We start from the raw sequence: 23,095 nt of genomic DNA on the forward strand, positions 1-23,095 counted from the left end.
GACATTCGCGATCGGCGATGGGGCCGCACCGGATTCAGCATCGCGCAAGGCGGCGCCGGCGGTTTGACGAGGATCAATCAACGCCGTGCTTGCGGCAGCCGCCGTCGCACACACTCGATCCCGATTTTTCCGTTGACGCAGATCAACTGCGCGACCGGGCGCGCCGCGATCATGACCCCGGCGGCGCCGCGACATTCGTGGCGGCCCGCACGCTTCGCATCGTTGCGACCGCCGTTCCCCGGGAGACCGTCATGAACCGCAGGCAATACCGCATCTCGCTGGCGACGCTCAGCGTATTCATCGCGCTCGCATCGCTGGGCGGCATCATTCACGGCATGCTGTTCGACGAGCGGGTGTTCAGATACTCGATCGTCACGCTGATCCTGAGCATCCTCTCGTTCGCCGTCCTGCTGAACCTCGCTCCCGGCGACCGGCCGTGACGCGCGCGACCGCGTCGGGCCCGGCGCAACCCGCCGGCCCGGGGCCATGTTCCGGCGTGCCTGTCAACCGAAGCACCGCTCGAAACGCATTCCCGCGGAAGTGATGCAGATCAAGGGTAGGAGCGTCAATCGTCGGATATAAGTGAACCCGAAGCGGCGACGCCACGAGGCGGCGCCACCCCGCGTTTCCGTATTCGCCGAGGCTTTCCATGCGCGCCACCGCGCTTCCCGTCGTATTCCGCACTGCAGCTTCCCGGTACGGGCGTTTCGTTGCGCTCGCAACGAGTATCGGCCTGCTGTCCGGATGCCTGTCGCTCGCCCCGCCGGACCAGCGCCCCGCCGCGCCGATCCCGGCCGCCTTTCCGGATCCGTCGGCCGGCGCCACGCCCGCGGCCGCGCAGGTGCCCGCATGGCAGGACTACTTCGTCGATGCGCGCCTGCGGGCGCTGATCGCGCAGGCGCTCGCCAACAATCGCGACCTGCGCGCGGCCGTCGCGCGCGTCGAACAGGCCCGTGCCGTCTACGGCATCCGCAGCGCGGACCAGTGGCCGACGATCGGCGCCGGCGCGGCCTATGCGCGGTTTCGCGCGCCGGGCGGGCTCCTCACGCCCACCCCGTTCATCGGCCAGGCCTACGAGGTCCGGCTGGCCGAGACGCAATGGGAACTCGATTTCTGGGGCCGCGTGCGCAACCTGAAGGAAGCGGCGCTGCAGCGCTATCTCGCGAGCGATGCGGCCCGGCGTGCCGCGACGCTGAGCGTGATCACGTCGGTCGCCAACGCGTACCTGACGCTGTGCGAGTACGACGAGCGCATCGCGCTGACCCGCGCGACGATCGACACGCGCCGCGAGTCGCTGCGGATTTTCCGGCTTCGCCATGCGGCCGGCGCGATCTCGCGCCTCGACCTGACGCAGGCCGAGATCCTGCTGCAGCAAGCGGAATCCCTCGGCGCCCAGTTGCAACAGGCGCGCGCATCGGCGGCCGATGCACTGGCCCTGCTGGTCGGTGCGCCGCCGGATCTGGCCGGCACGCCGCTCGCGCTCGACGACGCCGCCGTCGCGCCGTCGCTCGCCCCCGGCCTGCCCTCGTCGCTGCTCGCGCAGCGGCCGGACGTGATCGCGGCCGAACACGAGCTGCAGGCGTCCCGCGCGAACATCGGCGCGGCGCGCGCCGCGTTCTTTCCGCGCATCGCGCTGACGAGCTCGATCGGCTCGGGCAGCAGCGCGCTGCATGAGTTGCTGACGTCCAGCACCGGCGTCTGGTCGGTGATCCCGAACATGACGCTGCCGCTGATCGACGGCGGCCGCAACCGCTCGAATCTCGCGCTCGCGCACGCGCAGCGCGACGAAGCGCTCGCGCGGTACGAGCGGACGATCCAGAGCGCGTTTCGCGACGTGTCCGATGCGCTCGCGTCCCGCTACTGGCTGGCCGACGAGGTGCGTATCGAGCGCGCCACGCTGGATTCTCAGGCCGAGCGGGCCCGCCTCGCGAAGCTGCGCTACGACAGCGGCGCGACCCGCTTCCTCGAGGTGCTCGACGCGCAGCGGGACCTGATGAACGCGGAGCAGCAATGGGTGATGACGCGTCGCGCGCTGTTGTCGAGCCGCGTCGCGCTGTACGGCGCGCTCGGCGGCGCCACGCAAGACGGCGGCGCGGCCGCCGCGCGACCGACCAACGAATCGACCAACGAATCGACGAATCCGGATTCCACACGATGAAAACCCTCAAGCGCCCTCTTCTGATCGGGGCAGGCGTCGCCGTGCTCGCGATCGGCATCACGTATTTCGGATGGACGCGCTGGCGTGACGGGCAGGCCGATGCCGGCCTCGTGAGCGGCAACGGCCGCATCGAGGCAACCGAGATCGACGTCGCGACCAAGCTGCCGGGACGCGTCACCGCGATGCTCGTCGACGAAGGCGACTTCGTGAAGGCCGGGCAGCCGCTCGCGCGCATGGACGTGGTCGTCCTGCAGGCCCAGCTCGACGAGGCGCGCGCCCGGGAGGAGCAGGCCGTGAACACGGCGGCGAGCATCGACGCGCAGGTCGCGCAGCGGCGCAGCGACAAGGCGGCGGCCGAGGCCGTCGTCGTCCAGCGGGAAAGCGAACTGGATGCGGCGACACGGCGGCTCGCGCGCTCCGAAACGCTGTCGCGCGACGGCGCGTCGTCGATGCAGGAACTCGACGACGATCGCGCACGCGCCGGCAGCCTGCGGGCGACCGTGAATGCGGCGCGCGCGCAGGTGCAGGCTGCCCAGGCCGCGATCGACGCGACCCGGGCCCAGCTGGTCGCCGCGCACTCCGCGGTGACGGCCGCGCAGGCAACCGTCGCGCGCGTGCAGGCCGACATCTCGGACAGCGACCTGACCTCGCCGCGCGACGGGCGCGTGCAGTATCGCGTGGCCGAATCCGGCGAGGTGCTGCCGGCCGGCGGCAAGGTGGTCAACGTGGTCGACCTGTCGGACGTCTACATGACGTTCTTCCTGCCCGAGACGGTCGTCGGCCGGGTGCCGCTCGGCGCCGACGTGCGGATCGTGCTCGATGCCGCGCCGGAATACGTGATTCCGGCCCGCGTGTCGTACGTGTCGAGCACCGCGCAGTTCACGCCGAAGACGGTCGAGACGGCCACCGAACGGCAGAAGCTGATGTTCCGGGTGAAGGCGCGCATCGACCGCGACCTGCTGCAGCGCCACCTGAAGCTCGTCAAGACCGGGCTGCCGGGGGTCGCGTGGCTGAAGGTCGATCCGAACGCCGCGTGGCCGGCGCGCCTCGCCGTCCGGGTGCCGCAATGAAATCGGCGCTCCCGGCCGATACCGGTGCCGGCGCGACCGAAACGCCGCCGGCACCCGCGCCGGTCGCGCGGCTGTCCGGCGTCTCGCTGCGCTACGGCGACAAGGCCGCGCTCGACGACGTGACGCTCGACATCCCGGCCGGCCGCATGGTCGGGCTGATCGGCCCGGACGGGGTCGGCAAGTCGAGCCTGCTCGCGCTCGTGTCCGGCGCACGCGCGATCCAGCAGGGGCGCGTCTGGGCCCTCGGCGCCGACCTGTCGTCGCGCCGTCATCGCGCGCGCGTGTGCCGGCGCATCGCGTACATGCCGCAGGGCCTGGGCCGGAACCTCTACGCGACGCTGTCCGTCGAGGAAAACCTGCAGTTCTTCGCGCGGCTGTTCGGCCACGATGCGGCGGAGCGGCGCCGCCGGATCGACGCGCTCACGCGCAGCACCGGCCTCCACCCGTTCCTGGATCGCCCCGCCGGAAAGCTGTCCGGCGGCATGAAGCAGAAGCTCGGCCTGTGCTGCGCGCTGATCCATGATCCCGACCTGCTGATCCTCGACGAACCGACGACCGGCGTCGATCCGCTGTCGCGCGCCCAGTTCTGGGAACTGATCGCACGCATCCGGGCCGCCCGCCCGGCGATGAGCGTGCTGGTGGCGACTGCGTACATGGACGAAGCCCGGCGCTTCGACCGGCTGATCGCGATGGACGCCGGGCGAGTGCTGGCGACCGGCAGCCCGGACGAGCTGCTGGCCCGCACCGGGTGCGACACGCTCGAAGGCGCATTCGTCGCGTTGCTCCCGGACGCGCAGCGGCGCGGGCACGAGCCGATCCGGATCGCGCCGTTTCAGCCCGAACCCGCCGCCGGCTACGCGATCGAGGCCGACGGGCTGACGATGCGGTTCGGCGATTTCGTCGCGGTCGATCACGTGAGCCTGCAAATCCGCCGCGGCGAGATCTTCGGCTTCCTCGGCTCCAACGGCTGCGGCAAGTCGACGACGATGAAGATGCTCACGGGCCTGTTGCCGGCCTCCGAAGGCACGGCGACGCTGTTCGGCCAGCCGGTCGCGGCCGACGACATCGACACGCGCCGGCGGGTCGGCTACATGTCGCAGGGGTTTTCGCTGTATGGCGAACTGACCGTCCGGCAGAACCTCGTGCTGCATGCGCGCCTGTTCGGCGTGCCGGAGGCGGACGTGCCGGGGCGGGTCGACGAAATGGCCGGGCGCTTCGGGCTCACCGGCGTACTCGACGCGTTACCCGAAAGCCTGCCGCTCGGCATGCGGCAGCGCCTGTCGCTCGCGGTCGCGATGGTGCACAAGCCCGAACTGCTGATCCTCGACGAGCCGACGTCGGGTGTCGATCCCGTCGCGCGCGACGACTTCTGGCGGCTGATGATCGAGCTCGCCCGGCAGGATCGCGTGACGATCTTCATCTCGACGCACTTCATGAACGAAGCCGAGCGCTGCGATCGCATCTCGCTGATGCACGCGGGCCGGGTGCTCGCCAGCGCGTCGCCGGGAGAACTCGTGCGCATGCGCGGCGCCGGCACGCTCGAGGAGGCGTTCATCGCGTACCTGACCGACGCGCAGCGTGCAGACAGCGTCCCGATGGACGCCGCGTCCGACGCTGGCTGGCTGAGCGCGCCGCCCGAGGCCTCCGCCAGCGGGGCCGGCACCGCCCGCGCGGCCGCGTGGTTCAGCCCGGCGCGGGCCGGCAGCTACCTGTGGCGGGAAGTGCTGGAGCTGCGGCGCGATCCGCTGCGCGCGACGCTGGCCCTGTTCGGGTCGCTCGTCCTGATGTGCGTCATCAGCATCGGCATCAGCCTCGACGTCGACAACCTGACGTTCGCGGTGCTCGACCGCGACCAGTCGATCCTGAGCCAGGACTATGCGCAGAACCTCGGCGGCTCGCGCTACTTCGTGCCGCGCGCGCCGCTCGCGGACGAGCGCGAGATCGACCGCCGCATGCGCAACGGCCAGCTGTCGCTCGCGATCGAGATTCCGCCCGGGTTCGCGCGGGACGTCGCGCACGGCCGACGGGTCGAGATCGGCGCGTGGATCGACGGCGCGATGCCGATGCGCGCCGAGACGATCCGCGGCTACGTCGCCGGCATGCACGAGAACTGGCTGCGCGACCAGGCGAAGCGCCGGCTCGGCGCGTCGCTCGCGCCGGCCGTCGAGATCGCCGTGCGCTATCGCTACAACCCGGACGTCAGGAGCCTGCCGGCGATGATTCCGGCCATCATGCCGATGCTGCTGCTGATGCTGCCCGCGATGCTGACGGCGCTCGCCGTCGTCCGGGAACGGGAGCTCGGGTCGATCGTCAACCTGTACGTCACACCCGTCACACGCGCGGAATTCCTGCTCGGCAAGCAGGCGCCCTACGTGATGCTCGCGATGCTGAACTTCCTGCTGATGGTCGTGCTGGCCGACGTCGCGTTCGGCGTGCGGATCAAGGGCAGTTTCTTCACGCTCGCGGCCGCGGTGCTGGTCTTCAACGTGGTGGCCACGGGCATCGGCCTGTTCGCGTCGACGTTCACGCGCAGCCAGATCGCCGCGATCTTCATGACGATCGTCGGCACGCTGATTCCCGTCGTGCAGTTCTCGGGGCTGCTCACGCCGCTGTCGTCGCTGGAAGGCGCCGGCAAGTGGATCGGGGCGGTCTACCCGGCGACCTACATGCTCGCGATCAGCCGCGGCGTCTACAACAAGGCGCTCGGCCTGGGCGACCTGTCGTCGCAGTTCTGGCCGCTGCTCGCGGCGGCGCCGGCCATCCTGGCCATGACCGCCGTCCTGCTGCGCAAACAGGAGCGCTGACCATGTCGCGCCTGCTCGTCATCTTCCGGCTCGGGGTCAAGGAGCTCTGGAGCCTCGCCCGCGACCCGATCCTGCTGATGCTGATCGTCTACACGTTCAGCGCGTCGATCTACGTCGCGGCCACCGCGCGCCCGGAAACGCTGCACAAGGTGCCGATCGCGATCGTCGACGAAGACGCATCGCCGCTGTCGGCGCGCATCGCGTCGGCGTTCTTCCCGCCGCAGTTCGCACCGCCGCCGATCGTCGACGCGGCCGCGGCCGATCGCGGCCTCGACAACGGCGACTACACGTTCTCGCTCGACATTCCGCCGGATTTCCAGCGCGACGTGCTCGCCGGCCGTCATGCGACGATCCAGCTCAACGTCGACGCGACCCGCATGACGCAAGCCTTTACCGGCGGCGGCTACGTGCAGCAGATCGTGTCGGGCGAGATCGACGCATTCGTGCGGCGCTATCGCGGCACGGCGTCGCCGCCCGTCGATCTCGCGATGCGGATGCGCTTCAACCCGAATCTCGACGAAGTGTGGTTCGGCGCGCTGATGGAGCTGATCAACAACGTGACGATGCTGTCGATGATCCTCACCGGGGCCGCGCTGATCCGCGAACGCGAGCACGGCACGATCGAGCATCTGCTCGTGATGCCGGTCACCGCCGCGGAAATCATGCTCGCGAAGGTCTGGTCGATGGGGCTCGTCGTCACGGTGGCGGCCGTCGCGTCGCTGACGCTGGTCGTGGGCGGAGCGTTGCACGTGCCGATTCCGGGCTCCATCCCGCTGTTCGTGGCCGGGATGGCGCTGCACCTGTTCGCGACGACGTCGATGGGGATCTTTCTCGCGACGCTCGTGCGCAGCATGCCGCAGTTCGGGATGTTGCTCGTGCTCGTGCTGCTGCCGCTGCAACTGCTGTCAGGCGGGCTGACACCGCGCGAGAGCATGCCGCTCGCCGTGCAGGACATCATGCTGGCCGCGCCGACCACGCACTTCGTCGAACTCGCGCAACGCATCCTGTACCGCGGCGCGGGCCTCGATGCGGTCTGGATCCAGTTCGCGGTGCTGTTCGCGATCGGCTGCGCGCTGTTCCTGCTGTCGCTGACCCGCTTTCGCAAGACGATCGCCCAAATGGCGTAACCGGCCCGGCAGGCGGCCAGGCGCCCGCGCGGCGCCCGGATTCGTCCGTTGATACAGATCAACCGTGCCGGCACCCTTCACGCGATCATGACGTCACGTCCTGTGATAGCCGCGGCGGCCGCGATGGCGGCATGTCGGCATCACGCTCACGGGCGGCCGGCGGCCGCCCCGCCGGAGAACGTCATGATGCGCCTGCCAAACCGGATCGTTCTTGCCACGCTCGGCGTGTTCATCGCACTCTCGTCGCTGCTGGGCGTCGTGCACGCGATGCTGGTCGGCGTGCATGTCCTTCCGTACGCGATCCTCGCGCTGGTTTCGGGCGTCGCCGCTTTCGTCGCACAGTTGGATTCGGCCGCTGGCGAGGATTCGTGATGCGCCCGCATCCCTCGCATTCACCGTCATGAACGGCATCCTCCGCCTCGCGTTCAAGCTGCTCGTGAACGACAGCGCGAAGTTCACCGCGCTGACCGTCGGCATTACGTTCTCCGTGCTGCTGATGATCGAGATGACATCGCTGTTCGCCGGGATCCTGAACAAGTCGTCGGCGTCCGTCATCAACATCGGCGCGAAAGTGTGGGTGATGGACCCGGCCGTGAAGACGATCGCGAACAGCATCGGCATGCCCGACTACGTGCTCGACGTGGTGCGCAGCACCGACGGCGTCAAGTATGCGGTGCCGCTCTACTCCGGCGCCGCGCTCGTGAAGCTGCGCTCCGGCACCTACCAGGCCGTGACGGTCGTCGGCCTCGACGACGCAAGCCTGCTCGGCCGTCCGACGATGCTGCAGGGCCACATCGAGGACATCTACGCGGAGAACGGCTTCATCGCGATCCAGGACCCCGAGTTTCCGAAACTCGAGAATCCGTCGGTCGGCACCGATTTCGAACTGAACGACCATCGCGGCGTGATCGTCGGCATCGCGAAGGTGGCGGCCAGCGGCCTGTTCGGCACGCCGACGCTCTACACCACATACGCCCGCGCGATCCGGTACATTCCGTCGCCGCGCTTCACGACGTCGTACATTCTCGTCGAGCCGAAATCGGCCGCGGACATCGCGCACATCAAGGCCGTCGTGCAATCGCTCGGCTATCGCGCGTACACGCGCGACGAATTCATCGCGCAGATCGCACGCTTCTACAAGTACGAGACCGGGCTGGGCACCAACATCATGCTGATGACGATCATCAGCTTCATCATCGGCCTGTCGATCTCGGGCCAGACGTTCTATGCGTTCATCCTCGAGAACCTCGACAAGTTCGGCGCGCTGAAGGCGATCGGCGCGAAAAGCCGCGAACTCGTCGTGATGATCCTGTTCCAGGCGACGTTCACCGCGCTAACCGGCTACGGCATCGGCGTCGGCCTGTGCGTGCTGATGATCAGCCTCGCGAAGCTGCAGATTCCGGATTACGCGGCGCTCGTCACGTTCGGCAACCTGGCGCTCGCGTTCGGGATGGTGGTCGTGATCGCGACGATCTCGAGCTATCTCGGCGTGCGGCGCGTGCTGCGCATCGAGCCGTTCGACATCTTCCGGGGCTGACGATGGCGAACGTCGCGATCGACGCACGAGGCGTCAGCAAGTGGTTCGGCGAAGGCGACGCGCGCACGCAGGCGTTGCGCGACGTGTCGATGCAGGCGAACTGCGGCGAGATGCTGCTGATCGTCGGGCCGTCCGGCAGCGGCAAGACGACGCTGCTCAGCGTGATCTCGGGCATCCTGCGGCCGGAATCCGGCTCGGTGTCGATCGACGGCGTCGACCTGTGGGCGCAGCCGAACGACGCGATCGCCGATTTCCGGCTGAACCGGATCGGCTTCGTATTCCAGGACTACCACCTGTTCCCGCGGCTCACGACCGTGGAGAACGTCGCGATTCCGCTGATCCTGAAACGCCGGCCGTGGGACGAGGCGATGCACGAAGCGCTCGGTTACCTCGACGTCGTCGGGCTCGGCAATCGCGCGCAACTGCCGCCCGTCAAGCTGTCCGGCGGCGAGCAGCAACGCGTCGCGATCGCGCGCGCGATCGTCAGCCAGCCCGACCTGCTGATCCTCGACGAGCCGACCGCGTCGCTCGACGGCGACACGGGCCGCATGATCATCGACTTCGTCAAGCACCAGGTGCTGAACGACACGCGCTGCATCGTGATCGTCACGCACGATGCGCGGATCTTCGAATACGCGGACCGCATCCTGCGGATGGAGGACGGCAAGCTGAACGGGATCGACCGCGGAGGTGCGCGATGAAGCACCGGCTCGTATTCGTGGCGGCCCTGCTCGGCTTCCTGGCAAGCGTCGTTGCCGCGTGGGTGTACAGCCGTCAGGAACCGCCGCAGCCACCGGTATTCAAGCCGGCCGCCAATCCGTACGCGCGCGGCGTCTATGCGAACGGCATCGTCGAAAGCGAACAGCCGGCCGGCGCGAACGTGAACGTCTACCCGGACGTGCCGGGCGCGGTGACACGCATCCTCGTGCACGACGGCGATCCGGTGAAGGCCGGCGATGTGCTGCTGACGATCGACGACTCGGTGCAGCGCGCCACCGCCGCGCAGCTCGCGGCACAGGCCGACGCGGCCGACGCCCTGCTCGACGAACTGAGAGCGCAGCCGCGCCGCGAGGTACTCGACGTGGCCACCGCGCAGACCACGGCTGCGCAGGCCAGCCTGAAGCTCGCGCAGGATCAGTACGACAAGCAGCGGCGCGCATACGACATCGACCCGAAGGCCGTCAGCCGCGATGCGCTCGACACGGCCGCGAACGCGGTACGCGTCGCTGCGGCCAACCTGGACGTCGTGACGCGGCAGTATCGCCTGACGAAAGCCGGCGCGTGGCGTTACGACGTGCGCAACCAGGAAGCGCAGGCCGTCGCGCTGCGGCGCGCGGCCGACGCGGCCGCCGCGCTGCTTGCCCGCTACACGCTGCGCGCGCCGGGGGACGGCACCGTGCTCGCGATGAACGCGGCCGTCGGCTCGTACCTGACCTCGCAGGGGCTCTACGATACCTACACGCAGGGCAACGGGCCCGTCGCGGTGCTCGGCACGCCGGTCGACCGCCTGCAGGTGCGCTGCTACATCGACGAAATCCTGATCCACCAGTTGCCCGACCTGCATGCGCTGAAGGCTCACATGTTCGTGCGCGGTACGTCGGGCGAGGCCGACCTCCAGTTCGTCCGCGTGCAGCCGTACGTCACGCCGAAGATCGAATTGTCCGACCAGCGCACCGAGCGCGTCGACGTGCGGGTGCTGCCGGTCATTTTCCGTATCGTCCCGAACAAGGCTGTCCGGTTGTTTCCCGGGCAGATCGTCGATGTGTACGTGGCCGGCAAATGATCGCCCCGTCCGCGGCCTGCTGCGCGCGGCGGCCCTGCTCGCGGCCGTCGCGCCGCTGGCCGGATGCATGGTCGGGCCCGACTTCACCCGTCCGCCCGCGCCGCATGTCTCGCGTTTCGTCGCCGCGGACGCCGCGACCGGCGCATGGACAGCCGGGGGGCAGATACAGGCGCTGTCGGCAAGCGAGCCGCTCACACGCGACTGGTGGACACGCTTCGGCAGCCGTGCGATCGACTCGACCGTCGGCGACGCGCTGACCGGCAGCCCGACGCTCGATCTCGCCGAGGCGACGCTGCGGCGCAGCGAACATGCGCTGCGGGCCGGCGAAGGCGTGTTCTTTCCGCAGGCGGATACCCAGGCCGGCGCGTCGCGCCAGCGCTATGCGCCGCTGCGCACCGGGCAGGGTCTGCCGGCCTCGATCTTCAACCTGTACACGCTGTCGGCGACGGTCAGCTACACGCTCGACCTGTGGGGCGGCGAGCGGCGGCAGGTCGAGGCGCTCACGGCCGGCGTCGACGCACAGCGCCAGGCGCTGGCGGGCGCGCACCTGATGCTGACCGCCAACGTCGTCAACACGATGGTCGCGCGCGCCGCCTATCGGGACGAAACCGCGGCCACGCGCGAGATGATCGGCCTGCTCGACGAGCAGATCCGCCTGACGCGCGCGCAGGTGACGGCCGGCGCGGCGGCCTACGTTGCGGTGCTGACGCTGGAATCGCAACGGGCGTCGCTCGAGGCGACGCTGCCCGCGCTCGACCAGAAACGCGCCCAGGCCGACGACCTGCTCGCGCTGCTCGCCGGCCGCTACCCCGCCGACTGGCAGACACCCGACCTGTCGCTCGAGCGCATCGCGCTGCCGGCCAGCCTCCCGGATACGGCGCCGTCGTCGCTGGTGCGCCGCCGGCCGGACATCCTGCAGGCGGAAGCGCAACTGCACGTGGCCAGTGCGCAGGTCGGCGTCGCGACGGCCGCGCTCTACCCGAATGTCACGCTGTCCGCGTCGGGCGGCTTCGACAGCACCGTCGCCGGCCGGCTGTTCGCGCCGGCCGGCCGCGCATGGAGCGTCGGCGCCGGGCTCACCGCACCGCTCTTTCACGGCGGCACGCTGCTGAACCAGCGGCGTGCGGCGCAGGATGCGTACGACGAAGCCGACGCGACCTACCGGCAAGTGGTGCTGTCGGCGTTCTCGCAGGTCGCCGACGCGCTGCGCGCACTCGCGAACGACGCAACCGCGCTCGATGCGCAGGCCCGCGCGATGGCCGCGGCCCGCGACGCGCTGACGCTTACGCAGGCCGGCTACGACGCGGGGATCTCGGGCTACGTCCAGTTGCTGGTCGCCGACGTGCAATACCACCAGGCACGTCTCGCGTGGCTGCAGGCAGTCGCGCAGCGGTTGCAGGACACGGTCGCGTTCTACGTCGCGCTCGGCGGCGGCTGGGGTGACCCGGGCTGAAACGCGGCGTGCGGTCGTCCGGAGTCCGCCCGTCTACGTGTGCGCCACGATATCGGGCCGCTGCCAGGGCGGCAATTCGGCCCAGCCGAGCGGGCCGTAGACGGTGCCGCCGGCAGCCTCGATCGTCTCGACGAATTCGGCGAGTGTCGCGCCGGCCGGCACGGCCAGCTTCATCGCGTCGACGAATTCCTCGCTGCGCAGCCACGGCACCGCGCCGCCGTTGATCTGCTCGACGCTCCAGTCCTGCCCGTGGCGCCCGGCTTCGGGCGGCAGCAGGCGCGGCGCGTCGAACGCCACGCGCAGCAGCTGGGTGCGCGAATCGCTGTAAGGCGGTTGCGCGACGTCCTGATAGGGCACGTCGGCCCAGCTTTGGCCGCATTGCAGGTCGAGCGGCAGGCACGTAAACCATGCCCAGGGCGCGCGGACGAAGCACAGCCGGTAGCCGGTCCGCGCGCCGTCCAGGTTGGCGATCAGCGTCATGATGGATTCGTCCCTATCGCGTCGAAATCTCGCTGCTTATGGAGTACGGCATATACGCGGCCCGCGCGGAGAGCGGGATCACGACATCGCCTCCGCGCATGCGACCACTATCGCGCCACCGTCCGGCCCGGGCGTTGATTGACGTCAAGCCGCAGCCGCAACGGCCGGAGGACGAGCCTCGCCCGCCCCGAGCACGGATACGGCAATCCCTGATTTCCATCAATCGGTTCACGCGCATCCGCGCTGTAATCGGTTCACTGCTCCCTCGACTCCCGGTGAGGCATCCATGAAACTGACTTTTCTCGGCGCGACCGAAACCGTGACCGGCTCGAAGTACCTGCTCGAGCACGGCAACCGGCGCGTGCTGGTCGATTGCGGCCTGTTCCAGGGCACGAAGAACCTGCGGCTGCGCAACTGGAGCCCGTTGCCGCTCACGCCCGACACGCTCGACGCGGTCGTCCTCACGCACGCGCACATCGACCATGCCGGCTACCTTCCGGTACTGGTGCGCGAAGGGTACCGCGGGCCCGTGTACTGCACGGCCGCGACGGCCGAACTCTGCGACATCATGCTGCGCGACAGCGCGCGGCTGCAGGAAGAAGAAGCCGACTTCGCGAACCGCCACGGCTACTCGAAGCATCACCCCGCACAGCCGCTCTACACGCTGGAAGATGCGCAGCGCGCGCTGCAACTGCTGAAGCCCGTCGCGTTCGACGAATGCACCGCACTGGGCGGCGGCCTGGCGTTCCGCCTGCTGCCGGCCGGGCACATCCTCGGTGCGGCGAGCGTCGTGATGCACTGGAATCACAAGGTGCTCGCGTTCTCCGGCGACCTCGGCCGCTATCACGACCCGATCATGCAGCCGCCGCTGGCGCCCGCGCATGCGGACTTCCTGGTCGTCGAATCGACGTACGGCGACCGCCTGCATCCGGAATCGGACCCCGAGAACGAACTGGCCGCGTTGTTCGACAAGACTTTCGCGCGCGGCGGCGTCGTGGTGATGCCCTGCTTCACCGTCGGGCGCGCGCAGGAAATCCTGCACTACATCGCGCGGCTGAAGGCATCCGGCCGCATGGCGCGCGTCCCGGTATATCTCGACAGCCCGATGGCGACGGACGTGACCGAGATCTATCGTCACCATATTCTCGAGCACCGGCTGACGCCGTCCGAAGCGAATGCGCTCGGTCACGCGGCCACGATGATCCGGTCGGTCGAGCAGTCGAAAGCGATCGCCGACCATCATGGCCCGATGGTCATCATCGCCGGCAGCGGGATGGCGACGGGCGGCCGCGTGCTGCATCACCTGAGCCGCTATGCGCCCGATGCGCGCAACACGATCGCGCTGGTCGGCTACCAGGCGGCCGGCACACGCGGCGCGGCGCTGGCCGCACACGAGCCGACGCTGAAGATTCACGGCGAATACGTGCGCGTGCGCGCGCAGGTCGAGTCGATCACGACGCTCTCCGCGCATGCCGACTACGAGGAGATTCTCCGCTGGCTCGGCACGATGCAACGCGCGCCGGTGCGGACCTTCGTCACGCACGGCGAACCCGCGGCGGCCGATGCGCTGCGGCGGCGTATCGCGGAACGACTGCACTGGCCGTGCGAGGTGCCGACTTACGCGCAGTGCGTCGATCTCGATGCAGTTGAATCGGGCGACGCGCACGAGCCGGCCACGCTTTCATCCTGACGGCGACGCCGGCGACGCCCGGGCCGGCGCGGCGGGAACCGGACGTCGCGCACTGTGTCCCGTGCACGCACGGCACGCACGGCACGCACGGCACGCACGGCACGCACGGCACGCACGGCACGGCACGGCACGGCACGGCGCGGTGCGGTGCGGTGCGGCGCCGCTATCGGCCATCGGCGATCAACCGACTTCGATGATGACCTTCAGCGCATGGGTTTGCGCCGCGCGGCCGAAGGTGTCGTATGCGCGCTCGACGTCGTCGAGCGAGAACCGGTGCGTGATCAGGCGCGTCGGATCGAGGCGCCCGGCGCGTACGGTCTTCAGCAGCATCGGCGTGCTGACCGTGTCGACGAGCCGCGTCGTGATCGAGATGTTGCGATCCCACAGCTTCTCGAGGTGCAGGTCGGCCTTGACCCCGTGCACGCCGACGTTCGCGACCACGCCGCCCGGCGCCACCAGCGAGGTGCACATCTCGAACGTCGCCGGAATGCCGACCGCCTCGATCGCGCAATCCACGCCGACGCCGTCGGTCAGCTTCATGACCTCCGCCACCGGGTCGACGGTGCGGCCGTCGATGCAATCGGTCGCGCCGAAACGCCGCGCGACCTCGAGCCGGTTGCTGTCCGGGTCGACCATGATGATCCGCGCGGGCGAGTAGAACTGCGCGGTCAGCAACGCCGCCAGTCCGATCGGGCCCGCGCCGACGATCGCGACCGAGCAGCCGGGCTGCACCTTGCCGTTCAGCACGCCGCATTCGAACCCGGTCGGCAGGATGTCGGACAGCATCACGAGCGCGTCCTCGTCCGCGCCCGGCGGAATCCGGTAGAGGCTCGTCTGCGCATGCGGGATGCGCACGTACTCGGCCTGCGTGCCGTCGATCCGGTTGCCGAGGATCCAGCCGCCCGTCGTGCAGTGCGAATACAGGCCGCGCCGGCAGTACTCGCAGCGGCCGCACGACGAGATGCACGAAATGAGCACCGGATCGCCCGGCTTCAGCGAATCGACCGCGGCACCGACCTGCTCGACGATGCCGACGCCCTCATGGCCGAGAATGCGGCCGGGTTCGCACGTCGGCACGTCGCCCTTGAGAATATGCAGATCGGTTCCGCAGATCGTCGTGCGCGTCACGCGGACGATCGCGTCGGTGGGCGACTGCAGTTCCGGCCTGGGCCGCTCCTCGAGCGCCTTGCGCCCGGGTCCGTGGTAGACGAGTGCTTTCATCGCGGTTCCTCCATCGAAAGAAAGGGTTGCGGGTTCATTCATCAGGACTGCAGGTGATGCCGCCCCTGCGCCAGCACCGTCGCGAGTGCGCACGAAGCGATGCGGACGGCAATGCCGTCGGCACGGCTCGTCAGCACGATCGGGACACGTGCGCCGACGACGATGCCTGCGCTGACGGCCCCCCCGAGGTATTCGAGCTGCTTCGCGAGCAGGTTGCCGGCCTCGATATCGGGAACGACCAGGATGTCGGCGCGGCCCGCTACCGGCGAATCGATCCCCTTGTCGTGCGCCGCCCGCAGCGAAATCGCGTTGTCGAACGCGAGCGGGCCGTCGACGATCGCACCCGTGAGCTGGCCGCGCTCGGCCATCTTCGCGAGCGCGGCCGCATCGAGCGTCGAGCGCATCGCCGGATTGACGGTTTCGACCGCGCACAGCACCGCCACGCGCGGGCAGGCAACGCCCAGCACATGTGCGACGTCGATCGCGTTCTGCGTGATGGCCGCTTTCTGCGCGAGATCCGGCGCGATGTTCACCGCCGCGTCGGTCAGGATGAACGGGCGCGGATACGCCGGCGTCTCGATCAGGAAACAGTGGGACATGCGCTTGTCGGTGCGCAGGCCCGAACCGGCCGCGACGACCGCGCCCATCAGCTCGTCCGTGTGCAGGCTGCCCTTCATCAGCGCGCCAGCACGGCCGGCCGCCGCCAGCTCGACCGCGCGGGCCGCCGCCGCATGGCTGTGCGGCACGTCCTCGATCGTCCACGTCGAAAGATCGACGCCCGCCTCGTTCGCCACGCGTTGCACCTTGGCGCGCGGCGCGACGATCAGCGGTTCGATCGCCGCCCCCAGGGGTGACGTGCGCAGCGCCGCAAGCGCAACCATACTGGTCGCGTCACACGGATGCACGACGGCGACGACGAGCGGCGCCGCGTTGCACGCCCGCGCGATCAGTTCGGGTAATGCGCCGTCCGGGCGTGGCAGCAAGCCGGGCAGGCAGGCGTCGTCGAGCCCCTCCGGCGGCGGGTTTTCGCTCATGTTTCGAGTACGTAGGTGCCGGGCGCCGCCGCCAACCCCGCGGCCGGCGTACGGGCCGGCACGTCGCCCGACGAGCGCGCGTGCAGCCAGTCGCGCCAGCAGGTCCACCACGATCCGTCGACGGCCGGCGTGTCGCGCACGAAATCGTGCCGGCTGCGGTAGGCCGCGCCGGGTTCGCGGGTCGCGCATCGATAGTGGCGCCCCGCGTGGCCGGGTTCGGACACGATGCCCGCGTTGTGCCCGCCCGATGTCAGCACGAAGGTCAGCGCGTGGTGCGTGAGCAGGTGGAGCTTGTAGACGGAACGCCACGGCGACACGTGGTCGCGCTCGGTGCCGACCACGAACGTCGGCACGTCGAGATCCGACAACGCGACCGGCCGCCCGTCGACGCAGTAGCGTCCGGCCGCGAGATCGTTGTCGAGAAAGAGCCGCGTCAGGTATTCCGAATGCATCCGATACGGCATGCGTGTGGTGTCCGCATTCCACGACATCAGGTCGTTGGGCTTCGTGCGCGTGCCGAGCAGGTATTCGCTCATCATCCGCGACCAGATCAGGTCGCGCGCGTTCAGCAGTTCGAACGCGGCGGACATCTGCGCGCCGTCCAGGTAACCCTGCCGCCACATCAGCGCGTCGAGTGCGGACAGTTCGCTCGCGTCGATGAACAGGCCGAGCTCGCCGGGTTCGCTGAAATCGGTCTGGGCCGCCAGCAACGTGACGGAGCGCAGTGTGTCGTGTTGCCGCCCGTCGCGCGCGAGCGCCGCCGCGCCGATCGCCAGCAGCGTGCCGCCCAGGCAATAGCCGACCGCGTGGACCGCTTCGCCGCAGATCGACCGGGCGACATCGAGCGTCGCCATGCACCCGTCGCGCAGATAATCGTCGAGCCCGACGTCGCGGGCCTCCGCGCCCGGGTTGCGCCACGACACGGCGAATACGGTGTAGCCCGCATCGACCAGGAAGCGGATCAGCGAGTTGTGCGGCTGCAGATCGAGGATGTAGTACTTCATGATCCACGACGGCACGATCAGGATCGGTTCGCGCGCGACGCGGGGCGTCGCCGGGTCGTACTGCAGCAGCTCGCACAGCGCGTTGCGCCAGACGACGCGCCCCGGCGTGACCGCCACGTCGCGTCCCGGCAGATACGTGCGCGTGTCGCGGGCCCGCGTGCCGCTCGTGCGATCGAGCAACGCGCTCGCGTCGTCCAGCCAGTTCCGGAAGCCTGCCGCGAGATTCGCGCCGCCGCTGCGCATCGTCGCGTCGAGCGCGACCGGGTTGGTCGCCAGGAAGTTGCCGGGCGAGCACGCGTCGAGCCACTGTCGCGCGACGAACCCGACCAGTTCCTCGTGATGCCGTTCGACGCCCGGCACGCCGCGCGTTGCGTCGCGCCACCAGCGCTGGATCGACAGGAAACTGTCGCGATACACGCTGAACGGCCAGCCGGCCCACGCCGGCGCGGCGAAACGCGGATCGGCCTCGCCGGCATGCACGGCAAGGCCGCTCATGTCCGCATCGTCGGCGCCGCCCTCACGCCGGTTTGCCGCCGGGGCAACGGCGGCCGTGCACGCCTGCGTCGCGAGCTCGAAGCACTTTCCCGGCGACACCGCCAGATGCGCGCCCCAATCGAGCACGGCCAGCGCCAGCGACACGGGCGACAGCCCGAAGGTCATCGCGGCGACGGTCGCATGCGCTGCGCGGTTCCATTGGTCGGCCGGCGAAGTCGTTCCCGCCGGGCATTCGGCGGAACGCGACACCGGGCCGCCCCGATCCGGCGGCGGCATCGATTCGCGCGTGAACGGTGCATGGACGACGGAGGCTGTCATCGCATGTGCATGCCGCCGTTGACATCGAATTCGGCACCCGTCGCAAATGCGCCCGCATCGGAACACAGGAAGCCGACGAGCGCGGCGATCTCGTCGGGGCGGCCGAGACGCCCCACCGGGATCTGCGGCAGGATCTTCGTGTCGAGCACTTCCTTCGGCACCGATTCGAGCATCGCCGTATCCAGGTAGCCTGGCGCGACCGTGTTGACCGTCACGCCGTGACGCGCGAGCTCGAGCGCGAGCGCCTTCGTGAAGCCGTGGATGCCGGCCTTCGCGGCCGCGTAGTTCGTTTGCCCGTACGCACCTCTCGCCCCGTTGACGGACCCGATGTTCACGATCCGCCCGAAGCCCGCGTCGATCATGCCGGGCACGAACGGCTTCGTCATGTTGAACATGCTGTCGAGGTTGGTGCGCAGCACCGCATCCCACATGCCCTTGGTCATCTTCACGAAGGTGGCGTCGTGCGTGATGCCGGCGTTGTTGACGAGCACGTCGACGCGCCCGAATTCGGCCAGCACGCGTGCCGCGCAGTGCTGGCACGCATCGTAATCGGCAACGTCGACCTCGTATGCATGAAACGCGCGGCCGGCGTCGCGTTCCTGCGTGAGCCACGTCGCGACGTGGTCGTTGTGTTCGGTGTGCGACACCGCCACCGTCATGCCCGCGTCGTGCAGGCAACGGCTGATCGCGGCGCCAAGGCCGCCCATTCCACCCGTGACGAACGCGACGCGCCTAGCGGACATGATCGTGCTCCCGCGCGGCAACGCGATCGTCCGGCAGTCGCGCAGCCGTCGTTTCCCCGTCGCTCGCGCCGACGGCCTCCGTGATGCCGAGCTCGAACGCCGCCATCCAGTCGCGCCACGGCATGCTGGCCTCGTTGATCACGGCCAGCCGCCCGAGGTCGGGCAACCAGTCGGTCTGGTAGCGCGCCAGCCCGCCGGTGCCGTATTCGCGCAGCCACGTGCGCCACGCGCCGGCACTCTCGAACTGCCCGCGCATGCAGAGCTCGGTGGCGTCCTGCCAGATCGCGACGGTGGCGATCGTGTAGTCGCGCATCGCCAGCCGGGCCGCTTCACCGAAGGCCGTCCACTCGCTCGTAGCCGTGAGCGCCTGCTGCAGGCCGCGCACGGCGTCGTGGTCCCGCTGGATGCAGCGCCCTGCGAGCGCATGCCATTCCTGCTGCCAGCCTCGGTTCAGCGCGGCCATGCGCAATGCAAGATCGCATCCCGCGCGGCAGGCGTCGTTCGGTGTCGTCAAAGCGTGGGCGCTCATCGTGATCCCTCCATCGATCCGGTCAACGGATTGGCATCCGCCTCGTGCCGCCCGCCGGGCATCGGCAGGGCGACCGCCTCACTGTGCGGCCGCGGCGCTCGGCTGCCGTTGATCTGAGTCAAGCGCGCGGAAACCCTGCTTCGTAGACTGGATTGCACTGGCGGATCACCCGTCGATGGAGCGATTCCGATGAGCTACAAAAGCATGGTCGTGCACCTCGATACGAGCGCCCGCGCGCATTCGCGCCTCGAGTTCGCGTTGCGCCTCGCCCGGCGCTTCGGTGCGCATCTCACCGGGCTGTTCGCGGTCTACACGCCCGAGCCGCATTCGTTCTACGTGATGGCCGGTTCCGCCGACTATTTCCGCGAGCACCGCGAGCGGCGCGACGAACGGCTCGCCGCGCTGGAGCGCCTGTTCCATGCGGAGACCGCCCGCGCCAAGGTGCCGGCGACCTGGGTTCACGCGGACGAACGCGCGAACCTGGCCGTGCCGCGCGCCGCGCGTCTCGCCGATCTCGTGATCGCGGGCCAGAGCGACCCGAACGATCCCGAGACCTTTGTCGACGACCAGTTTCCGGAGAACCTGGTGCTGTCCGCCGGCCGCCCGGTGCTGTTCGTGCCGTACACCGGGGAATTTCCGTCGATCGGCGAACGGGTATTCGTCGCGTGGGACGGCAGCCGCGAAGCGGCCCGCGCCGCGCACGACGCGCTCCCGTTTCTCGAGCATGCGAAGCGCACGACGGTCGCCGCCGTGGTCGACGCCGATTCGGAGGCGGCGACCACGCGCATTCCGGCCGCCGATGCCGCGCTGATGCTGGCACGCCACGCGCACGACGTGAACGTGCTCGACATCGGTACCGGCGCCGGCGCGTCGATCGGCGACACGCTGCTGTCACGCGCCTACGAAACGGGTTCCGACCTGCTCGTGATGGGGGCCTACGGCCATTCGCGCTGGCGCGAGCTGGTGATGGGCGGCGCCACGCGCACGGTGCTGGGGTCGATGACGCTGCCGGTGCTGATGTCGCACTGAGCCGGCCGATGCGCACGCTCGCGCTCCTCGTCGTCAATGCCGGTTCGTCGAGCGTGAAGTTCGCGCTCTTTGCGTATCCGCCGCACGACGATCCCGCGCGGCGGCCGCTGCACGAGGGCGAAGCGGTCGAGACCGGCAACGGCGTGTCGATCCGCTTCGACGCCGAACCGGCCGTTGCATGGCCGCTCGGTGCGAGCGACCCCAGCCGCGACGTGCTCGCGCGGATCGCGACGTGGATCCGTGGACAGTTGCCGCACATCACGGTGGGCGCCATCGCCCATCGCGTCGTGCACGGCGGCGCACGCTTCATGGAGCCGGTGGTCGTCGACGACGCGGTGCTCGGCGCGCTACGCACGCTGACGCCGCTCGCCCCGTTGCATCAGCCACACGGCCTCGATGCGATCGACGTGCTGCGCGGCGCGCTTCCGGGCGTCCCGCATGTCGCCGTGTTCGACACGGCATTTCACCGCACGCTGCCGCGCACCGAGCAGTTGCTCCCGCTGCCGCACGCGTGGTTCGACGAGGGTGTACGGCGCTACGGGTTCCACGGCCTGTCGTACGAATACCTGGCCGTCGCGCTCGACGAGCGGTTCGGCGCACGTGCGCACGGCCGCGTGATCGCCGCCCATCTCGGCAGCGGTGCCAGCCTGTGCGCGATGCGCGACTGCCGCAGTGTCGCGACGACGATGGGCTTCTCGGCACTCGACGGGCTGATGATGAGCACGCGCTGCGGGGCGCTCGATCCCGGTGTCGTCCTGCTCCTGCTCGAAGTCGGCAAGCTGTCGGGCAACGCGCTGGGCCGCCTGCTGTATCACGAGTCGGGGCTCAAGGGCGTCTCGGGCGCGTCGGGCGACCCGCGCGTGCTGCTGGCACGCGCAGCCGCCGGCGATGCACCGGCCGCCGATGCGCTGGCGCTGTACGTCCATCGCATCGTGCGCGAGGCCGGTGCGCTGACCGCGCTGCTCGGCGGCCTCGACATGCTGGTCTTCACGGCCGGCATCGGCGAGCACTCGGCCGTGTTGCGCGAGCGGATCTGCGCAGCGCTCGGCTGGCTCGGCATCGACCTCGACGTGTGCGCGAATGCCGGCCATGCGCAGGTCGTGTCGTCCGCGTCGAGCGCGGTCACGGTGGTCGTCGAGCCCACCAACGAAGCGTGGATCGCGGCACGCGCCGCGGTGCGCGTGCTGCGCGGCAACCGCGCCGCTTGATCCAGATCAGCGCCGTCGGCGCGCACGCGCCGATGATGACCTCATCCACATCCGTTCAAGGGAAATGCCATGTACTCGAACATTCTGGTTGCGCTCGACGGCAGCGACACGTCGTCCCGCGCACTCGACGCTGCGCTGACGCTCGCGGCGGAAACGGGTGCGCGGCTGACCCCCGTCTACGTCGTCGATTTCCTGGTGCCGGCCTACGACATGTACGGATACGATCCTTCGATCCTCGTCGACGCCTTCCGTGAAGAAGGGCTGCGCGTCACCGAGGACGCGGCGCGACGCCTGAAAGCGCGCGACGTGGCCGGCACGCCGCAGATCTCCAACGTCGAGCCCGCGGGCGAAGACATTCCGCGCCGGATCGTCCGTCTTGCCGACGAAACCGGGGCCGACCTGATCGTGATGGGCACGCACGGCCGGCGCGGCTTTCAGCGCCTCTTCCTTGGCAGCGTGGCCGAGCGCGTGCTGCGCCTGGCCACCTGCCCCGTCCTGATGATTCCGGCGAACTGCGCGCCGGAGAAACCCGCCGAAACCGCCGCGGCATCAACCGAAAAGGAGCCGTCATGAGCTACAAGACCCTGCTCGTCCACCTCGACGACAGCGAGCGCTGCGCGACGCGCGTCGACCTCGCGCTCGAACTCGCGGCGCGCTGGAACGCGCATCTGATCGGCCTCTACGTGGTCTGCCAGGACCTGTTCGAGCCGTTGCGACGGCCCGACGAACCGCTGAAGCTTGCCGTGTACGAGCGGCTGTGCGAGCAGCGTCGCAAGGAAGCCGAAGAAAAATTCCTGACGGCCGCCGAGCGCGCGGGACGCAGCGTCGAATGGCAGGCCCCCGCCGGCGACGCGACCGCCGCCGCCATTCTGCACGCGCGTCACGCCGATCTGCTGGTGCTCGGCCAGGAAGACCCCGACGATCGCATGACCTACGTCGCGCGTCATTTCGTCGAGGATGTCGTGATGGGCAGCGGCCGCCCGGCGATCGTCGTGCCCTACGCCGGCGACGTGCGAACGATCGGCGAGAACGTGCTGATCGGCTGGGACGGCGGGCGCGAAGCCGCCCGCGTGATGGCCGATGCGCTGCCGCTGCTCGCCCGCGCGCGCTTCGTCAACGTCGAGACGGTCGTGCGCGGGCAGCCCGATCCTGACAAGACGCCCGCTGGCGTCGACGTCGCCGCGTATCTCGAACGGCACGGCGTTCGCGCGTCGTTCTCCACGACGCCGCGCGACCGGTCGGTCGGCGTGGGCGCGACGCTGCTGAACCGGGTGACCGACCTGCACGCGGACCTGCTGGTGATGGGTTTGTACAGCCACGCACGCATGCACGAACGTGTGCTGGGCGGCGCCACGCGCACGATCCTCGAGACGATGACGGTGCCGGTGCTGCTGTCTCACTGAGCCGTCGAA

General features: G+C 69.6%; 21 protein-coding genes. 15 read left to right on the forward strand and 6 right to left on the reverse strand.

Going from position 1 to position 23,095, the window contains the following annotated elements; genetic code table 11:
• Window positions 1–251 precede the first annotated feature (251 nt).
• The 10 genes from AB3K92_RS04980 (at window position 252) to AB3K92_RS05025 (ending at window position 11,932) form a co-directional block, all read left to right on the forward strand.
• Window positions 252–440 (forward strand): DUF2964 family protein, encoded by a 189-nt coding sequence (locus tag AB3K92_RS04980; RefSeq protein ID WP_042977964.1) that lies wholly within the window; start codon window positions 252–254, stop codon window positions 438–440.
• Between the two features lie 209 nt (window positions 441–649).
• The gene (locus AB3K92_RS04985) at window positions 650–2,158 is read left to right on the forward strand and encodes an efflux transporter outer membrane subunit (protein WP_369464558.1); all 1,509 of its coding nucleotides are present in this window, start codon (window positions 650–652) and stop codon (window positions 2,156–2,158) included.
• Window positions 2,155–3,228 carry an HlyD family secretion protein gene (locus AB3K92_RS04990; RefSeq protein WP_021163492.1) on the forward strand — a complete coding sequence of 358 codons (1,074 nt, stop codon included), beginning with the start codon at window positions 2,155–2,157 and terminating at the stop codon, window positions 3,226–3,228. The genes AB3K92_RS04985 and AB3K92_RS04990 overlap by 4 nt, the downstream gene beginning before the upstream one ends.
• Window positions 3,225–6,032 carry a ribosome-associated ATPase/putative transporter RbbA gene (gene rbbA / locus AB3K92_RS04995; RefSeq protein ID WP_369464559.1) on the forward strand — a complete coding sequence of 936 codons (2,808 nt, stop codon included), beginning with the start codon at window positions 3,225–3,227 and terminating at the stop codon, window positions 6,030–6,032. The genes AB3K92_RS04990 and rbbA overlap by 4 nt, the downstream gene beginning before the upstream one ends.
• Before the next feature lie 2 nt (window positions 6,033–6,034).
• Window positions 6,035–7,159, forward strand: coding sequence for an ABC transporter permease (locus AB3K92_RS05000; RefSeq protein ID WP_059621620.1), 1,125 nt, complete (start codon window positions 6,035–6,037; stop codon window positions 7,157–7,159).
• Between the two features lie 183 nt (window positions 7,160–7,342).
• Window positions 7,343–7,531, forward strand: a complete 189-nt coding sequence (locus AB3K92_RS05005; protein ID WP_021163489.1) for a DUF2964 family protein — start codon at window positions 7,343–7,345, stop codon at window positions 7,529–7,531.
• Window positions 7,532–7,559: 28 nt separating this feature from the next.
• A complete protein-coding gene (locus AB3K92_RS05010) occupies window positions 7,560–8,696 on the forward strand; it encodes an ABC transporter permease (RefSeq protein ID WP_021163488.1) in 1,137 nt (378 codons plus the stop codon).
• Complete coding sequence (locus AB3K92_RS05015; protein ID WP_369464643.1) at window positions 8,693–9,397, forward strand: ABC transporter ATP-binding protein; 705 nt, start codon at window positions 8,693–8,695, stop codon at window positions 9,395–9,397. Before AB3K92_RS05010 ends, AB3K92_RS05015 begins: the two co-directional genes overlap by 4 nt.
• A complete protein-coding gene (locus AB3K92_RS05020) occupies window positions 9,394–10,479 on the forward strand; it encodes an HlyD family secretion protein (RefSeq protein WP_369464560.1) in 1,086 nt (361 codons plus the stop codon). Before AB3K92_RS05015 ends, AB3K92_RS05020 begins: the two co-directional genes overlap by 4 nt.
• Window positions 10,457–11,932 (forward strand): efflux transporter outer membrane subunit, encoded by a 1,476-nt coding sequence (locus AB3K92_RS05025; RefSeq protein WP_369464561.1) that lies wholly within the window; start codon window positions 10,457–10,459, stop codon window positions 11,930–11,932. The genes AB3K92_RS05020 and AB3K92_RS05025 overlap by 23 nt, the downstream gene beginning before the upstream one ends.
• A 33-nt stretch (window positions 11,933–11,965) precedes the next feature.
• Here the strand turns inward: AB3K92_RS05025 and AB3K92_RS05030 are convergent, their stop codons facing one another.
• Window positions 11,966–12,412 (reverse strand): hypothetical protein, encoded by a 447-nt coding sequence (locus tag AB3K92_RS05030; protein ID WP_021163484.1) that lies wholly within the window; start codon window positions 12,410–12,412, stop codon window positions 11,966–11,968.
• 286 nt (window positions 12,413–12,698) lie between these two features.
• On the opposite strand from AB3K92_RS05030, the gene AB3K92_RS05035 reads away from it, so the two are divergent.
• The gene (locus AB3K92_RS05035; protein ID WP_192387798.1) at window positions 12,699–14,102 is read left to right on the forward strand and encodes an MBL fold metallo-hydrolase RNA specificity domain-containing protein; all 1,404 of its coding nucleotides are present in this window, start codon (window positions 12,699–12,701) and stop codon (window positions 14,100–14,102) included.
• 180 nt (window positions 14,103–14,282) lie between these two features.
• Here the strand turns inward: AB3K92_RS05035 and AB3K92_RS05040 are convergent, their stop codons facing one another.
• From AB3K92_RS05040 to AB3K92_RS05060, 5 genes are read right to left on the reverse strand one after another with little or no spacing between them, the layout of a single operon-like run.
• Window positions 14,283–15,323, reverse strand: a complete 1,041-nt coding sequence (locus tag AB3K92_RS05040; RefSeq protein ID WP_021159387.1) for a zinc-dependent alcohol dehydrogenase family protein — start codon at window positions 15,321–15,323, stop codon at window positions 14,283–14,285.
• Between the two features lie 41 nt (window positions 15,324–15,364).
• Window positions 15,365–16,357, reverse strand: coding sequence for a bifunctional enoyl-CoA hydratase/phosphate acetyltransferase (locus tag AB3K92_RS05045; protein WP_369464562.1), 993 nt, complete (start codon window positions 16,355–16,357; stop codon window positions 15,365–15,367).
• Window positions 16,354–18,174, reverse strand: a complete 1,821-nt coding sequence (locus tag AB3K92_RS05050; RefSeq protein WP_369464563.1) for a PHA/PHB synthase family protein — start codon at window positions 18,172–18,174, stop codon at window positions 16,354–16,356. Before AB3K92_RS05050 ends, AB3K92_RS05045 begins: the two co-directional genes overlap by 4 nt.
• The gene (locus AB3K92_RS05055; protein ID WP_042974958.1) at window positions 18,171–18,917 is read right to left on the reverse strand and encodes a beta-ketoacyl-ACP reductase; all 747 of its coding nucleotides are present in this window, start codon (window positions 18,915–18,917) and stop codon (window positions 18,171–18,173) included. Before AB3K92_RS05055 ends, AB3K92_RS05050 begins: the two co-directional genes overlap by 4 nt.
• Window positions 18,907–19,446, reverse strand: coding sequence for a hypothetical protein (locus AB3K92_RS05060; RefSeq protein WP_021159383.1), 540 nt, complete (start codon window positions 19,444–19,446; stop codon window positions 18,907–18,909). Before AB3K92_RS05060 ends, AB3K92_RS05055 begins: the two co-directional genes overlap by 11 nt.
• A gap of 189 nt (window positions 19,447–19,635) precedes the next feature.
• Here AB3K92_RS05060 and AB3K92_RS05065 point away from each other — a divergent pair, with 189 nt between their 5' ends.
• From AB3K92_RS05065 to AB3K92_RS05080, 4 genes are all read left to right on the forward strand, one after another.
• Window positions 19,636–20,475, forward strand: a complete 840-nt coding sequence (locus tag AB3K92_RS05065) for a universal stress protein (RefSeq protein WP_021159382.1) — start codon at window positions 19,636–19,638, stop codon at window positions 20,473–20,475.
• An 8-nt stretch (window positions 20,476–20,483) separates the two neighbouring features.
• Window positions 20,484–21,683, forward strand: coding sequence for an acetate/propionate family kinase (locus AB3K92_RS05070; protein ID WP_369464564.1), 1,200 nt, complete (start codon window positions 20,484–20,486; stop codon window positions 21,681–21,683).
• A 69-nt stretch (window positions 21,684–21,752) separates the two neighbouring features.
• Entirely contained in the window at window positions 21,753–22,256 is a 504-nt protein-coding gene (locus AB3K92_RS05075; RefSeq protein ID WP_369464565.1) for a universal stress protein, read from the forward strand.
• Window positions 22,253–23,086 carry a universal stress protein gene (locus AB3K92_RS05080; protein ID WP_059676159.1) on the forward strand — a complete coding sequence of 278 codons (834 nt, stop codon included), beginning with the start codon at window positions 22,253–22,255 and terminating at the stop codon, window positions 23,084–23,086. Before AB3K92_RS05075 ends, AB3K92_RS05080 begins: the two co-directional genes overlap by 4 nt.
• The last annotated feature ends 9 nt before the right edge of the window (window positions 23,087–23,095 follow it).

This window comes from Burkholderia sp. Bmkn7, from assembly GCF_041103175.1.
Lineage (GTDB): Bacteria > Pseudomonadota > Gammaproteobacteria > Burkholderiales > Burkholderiaceae > Burkholderia > Burkholderia cepacia.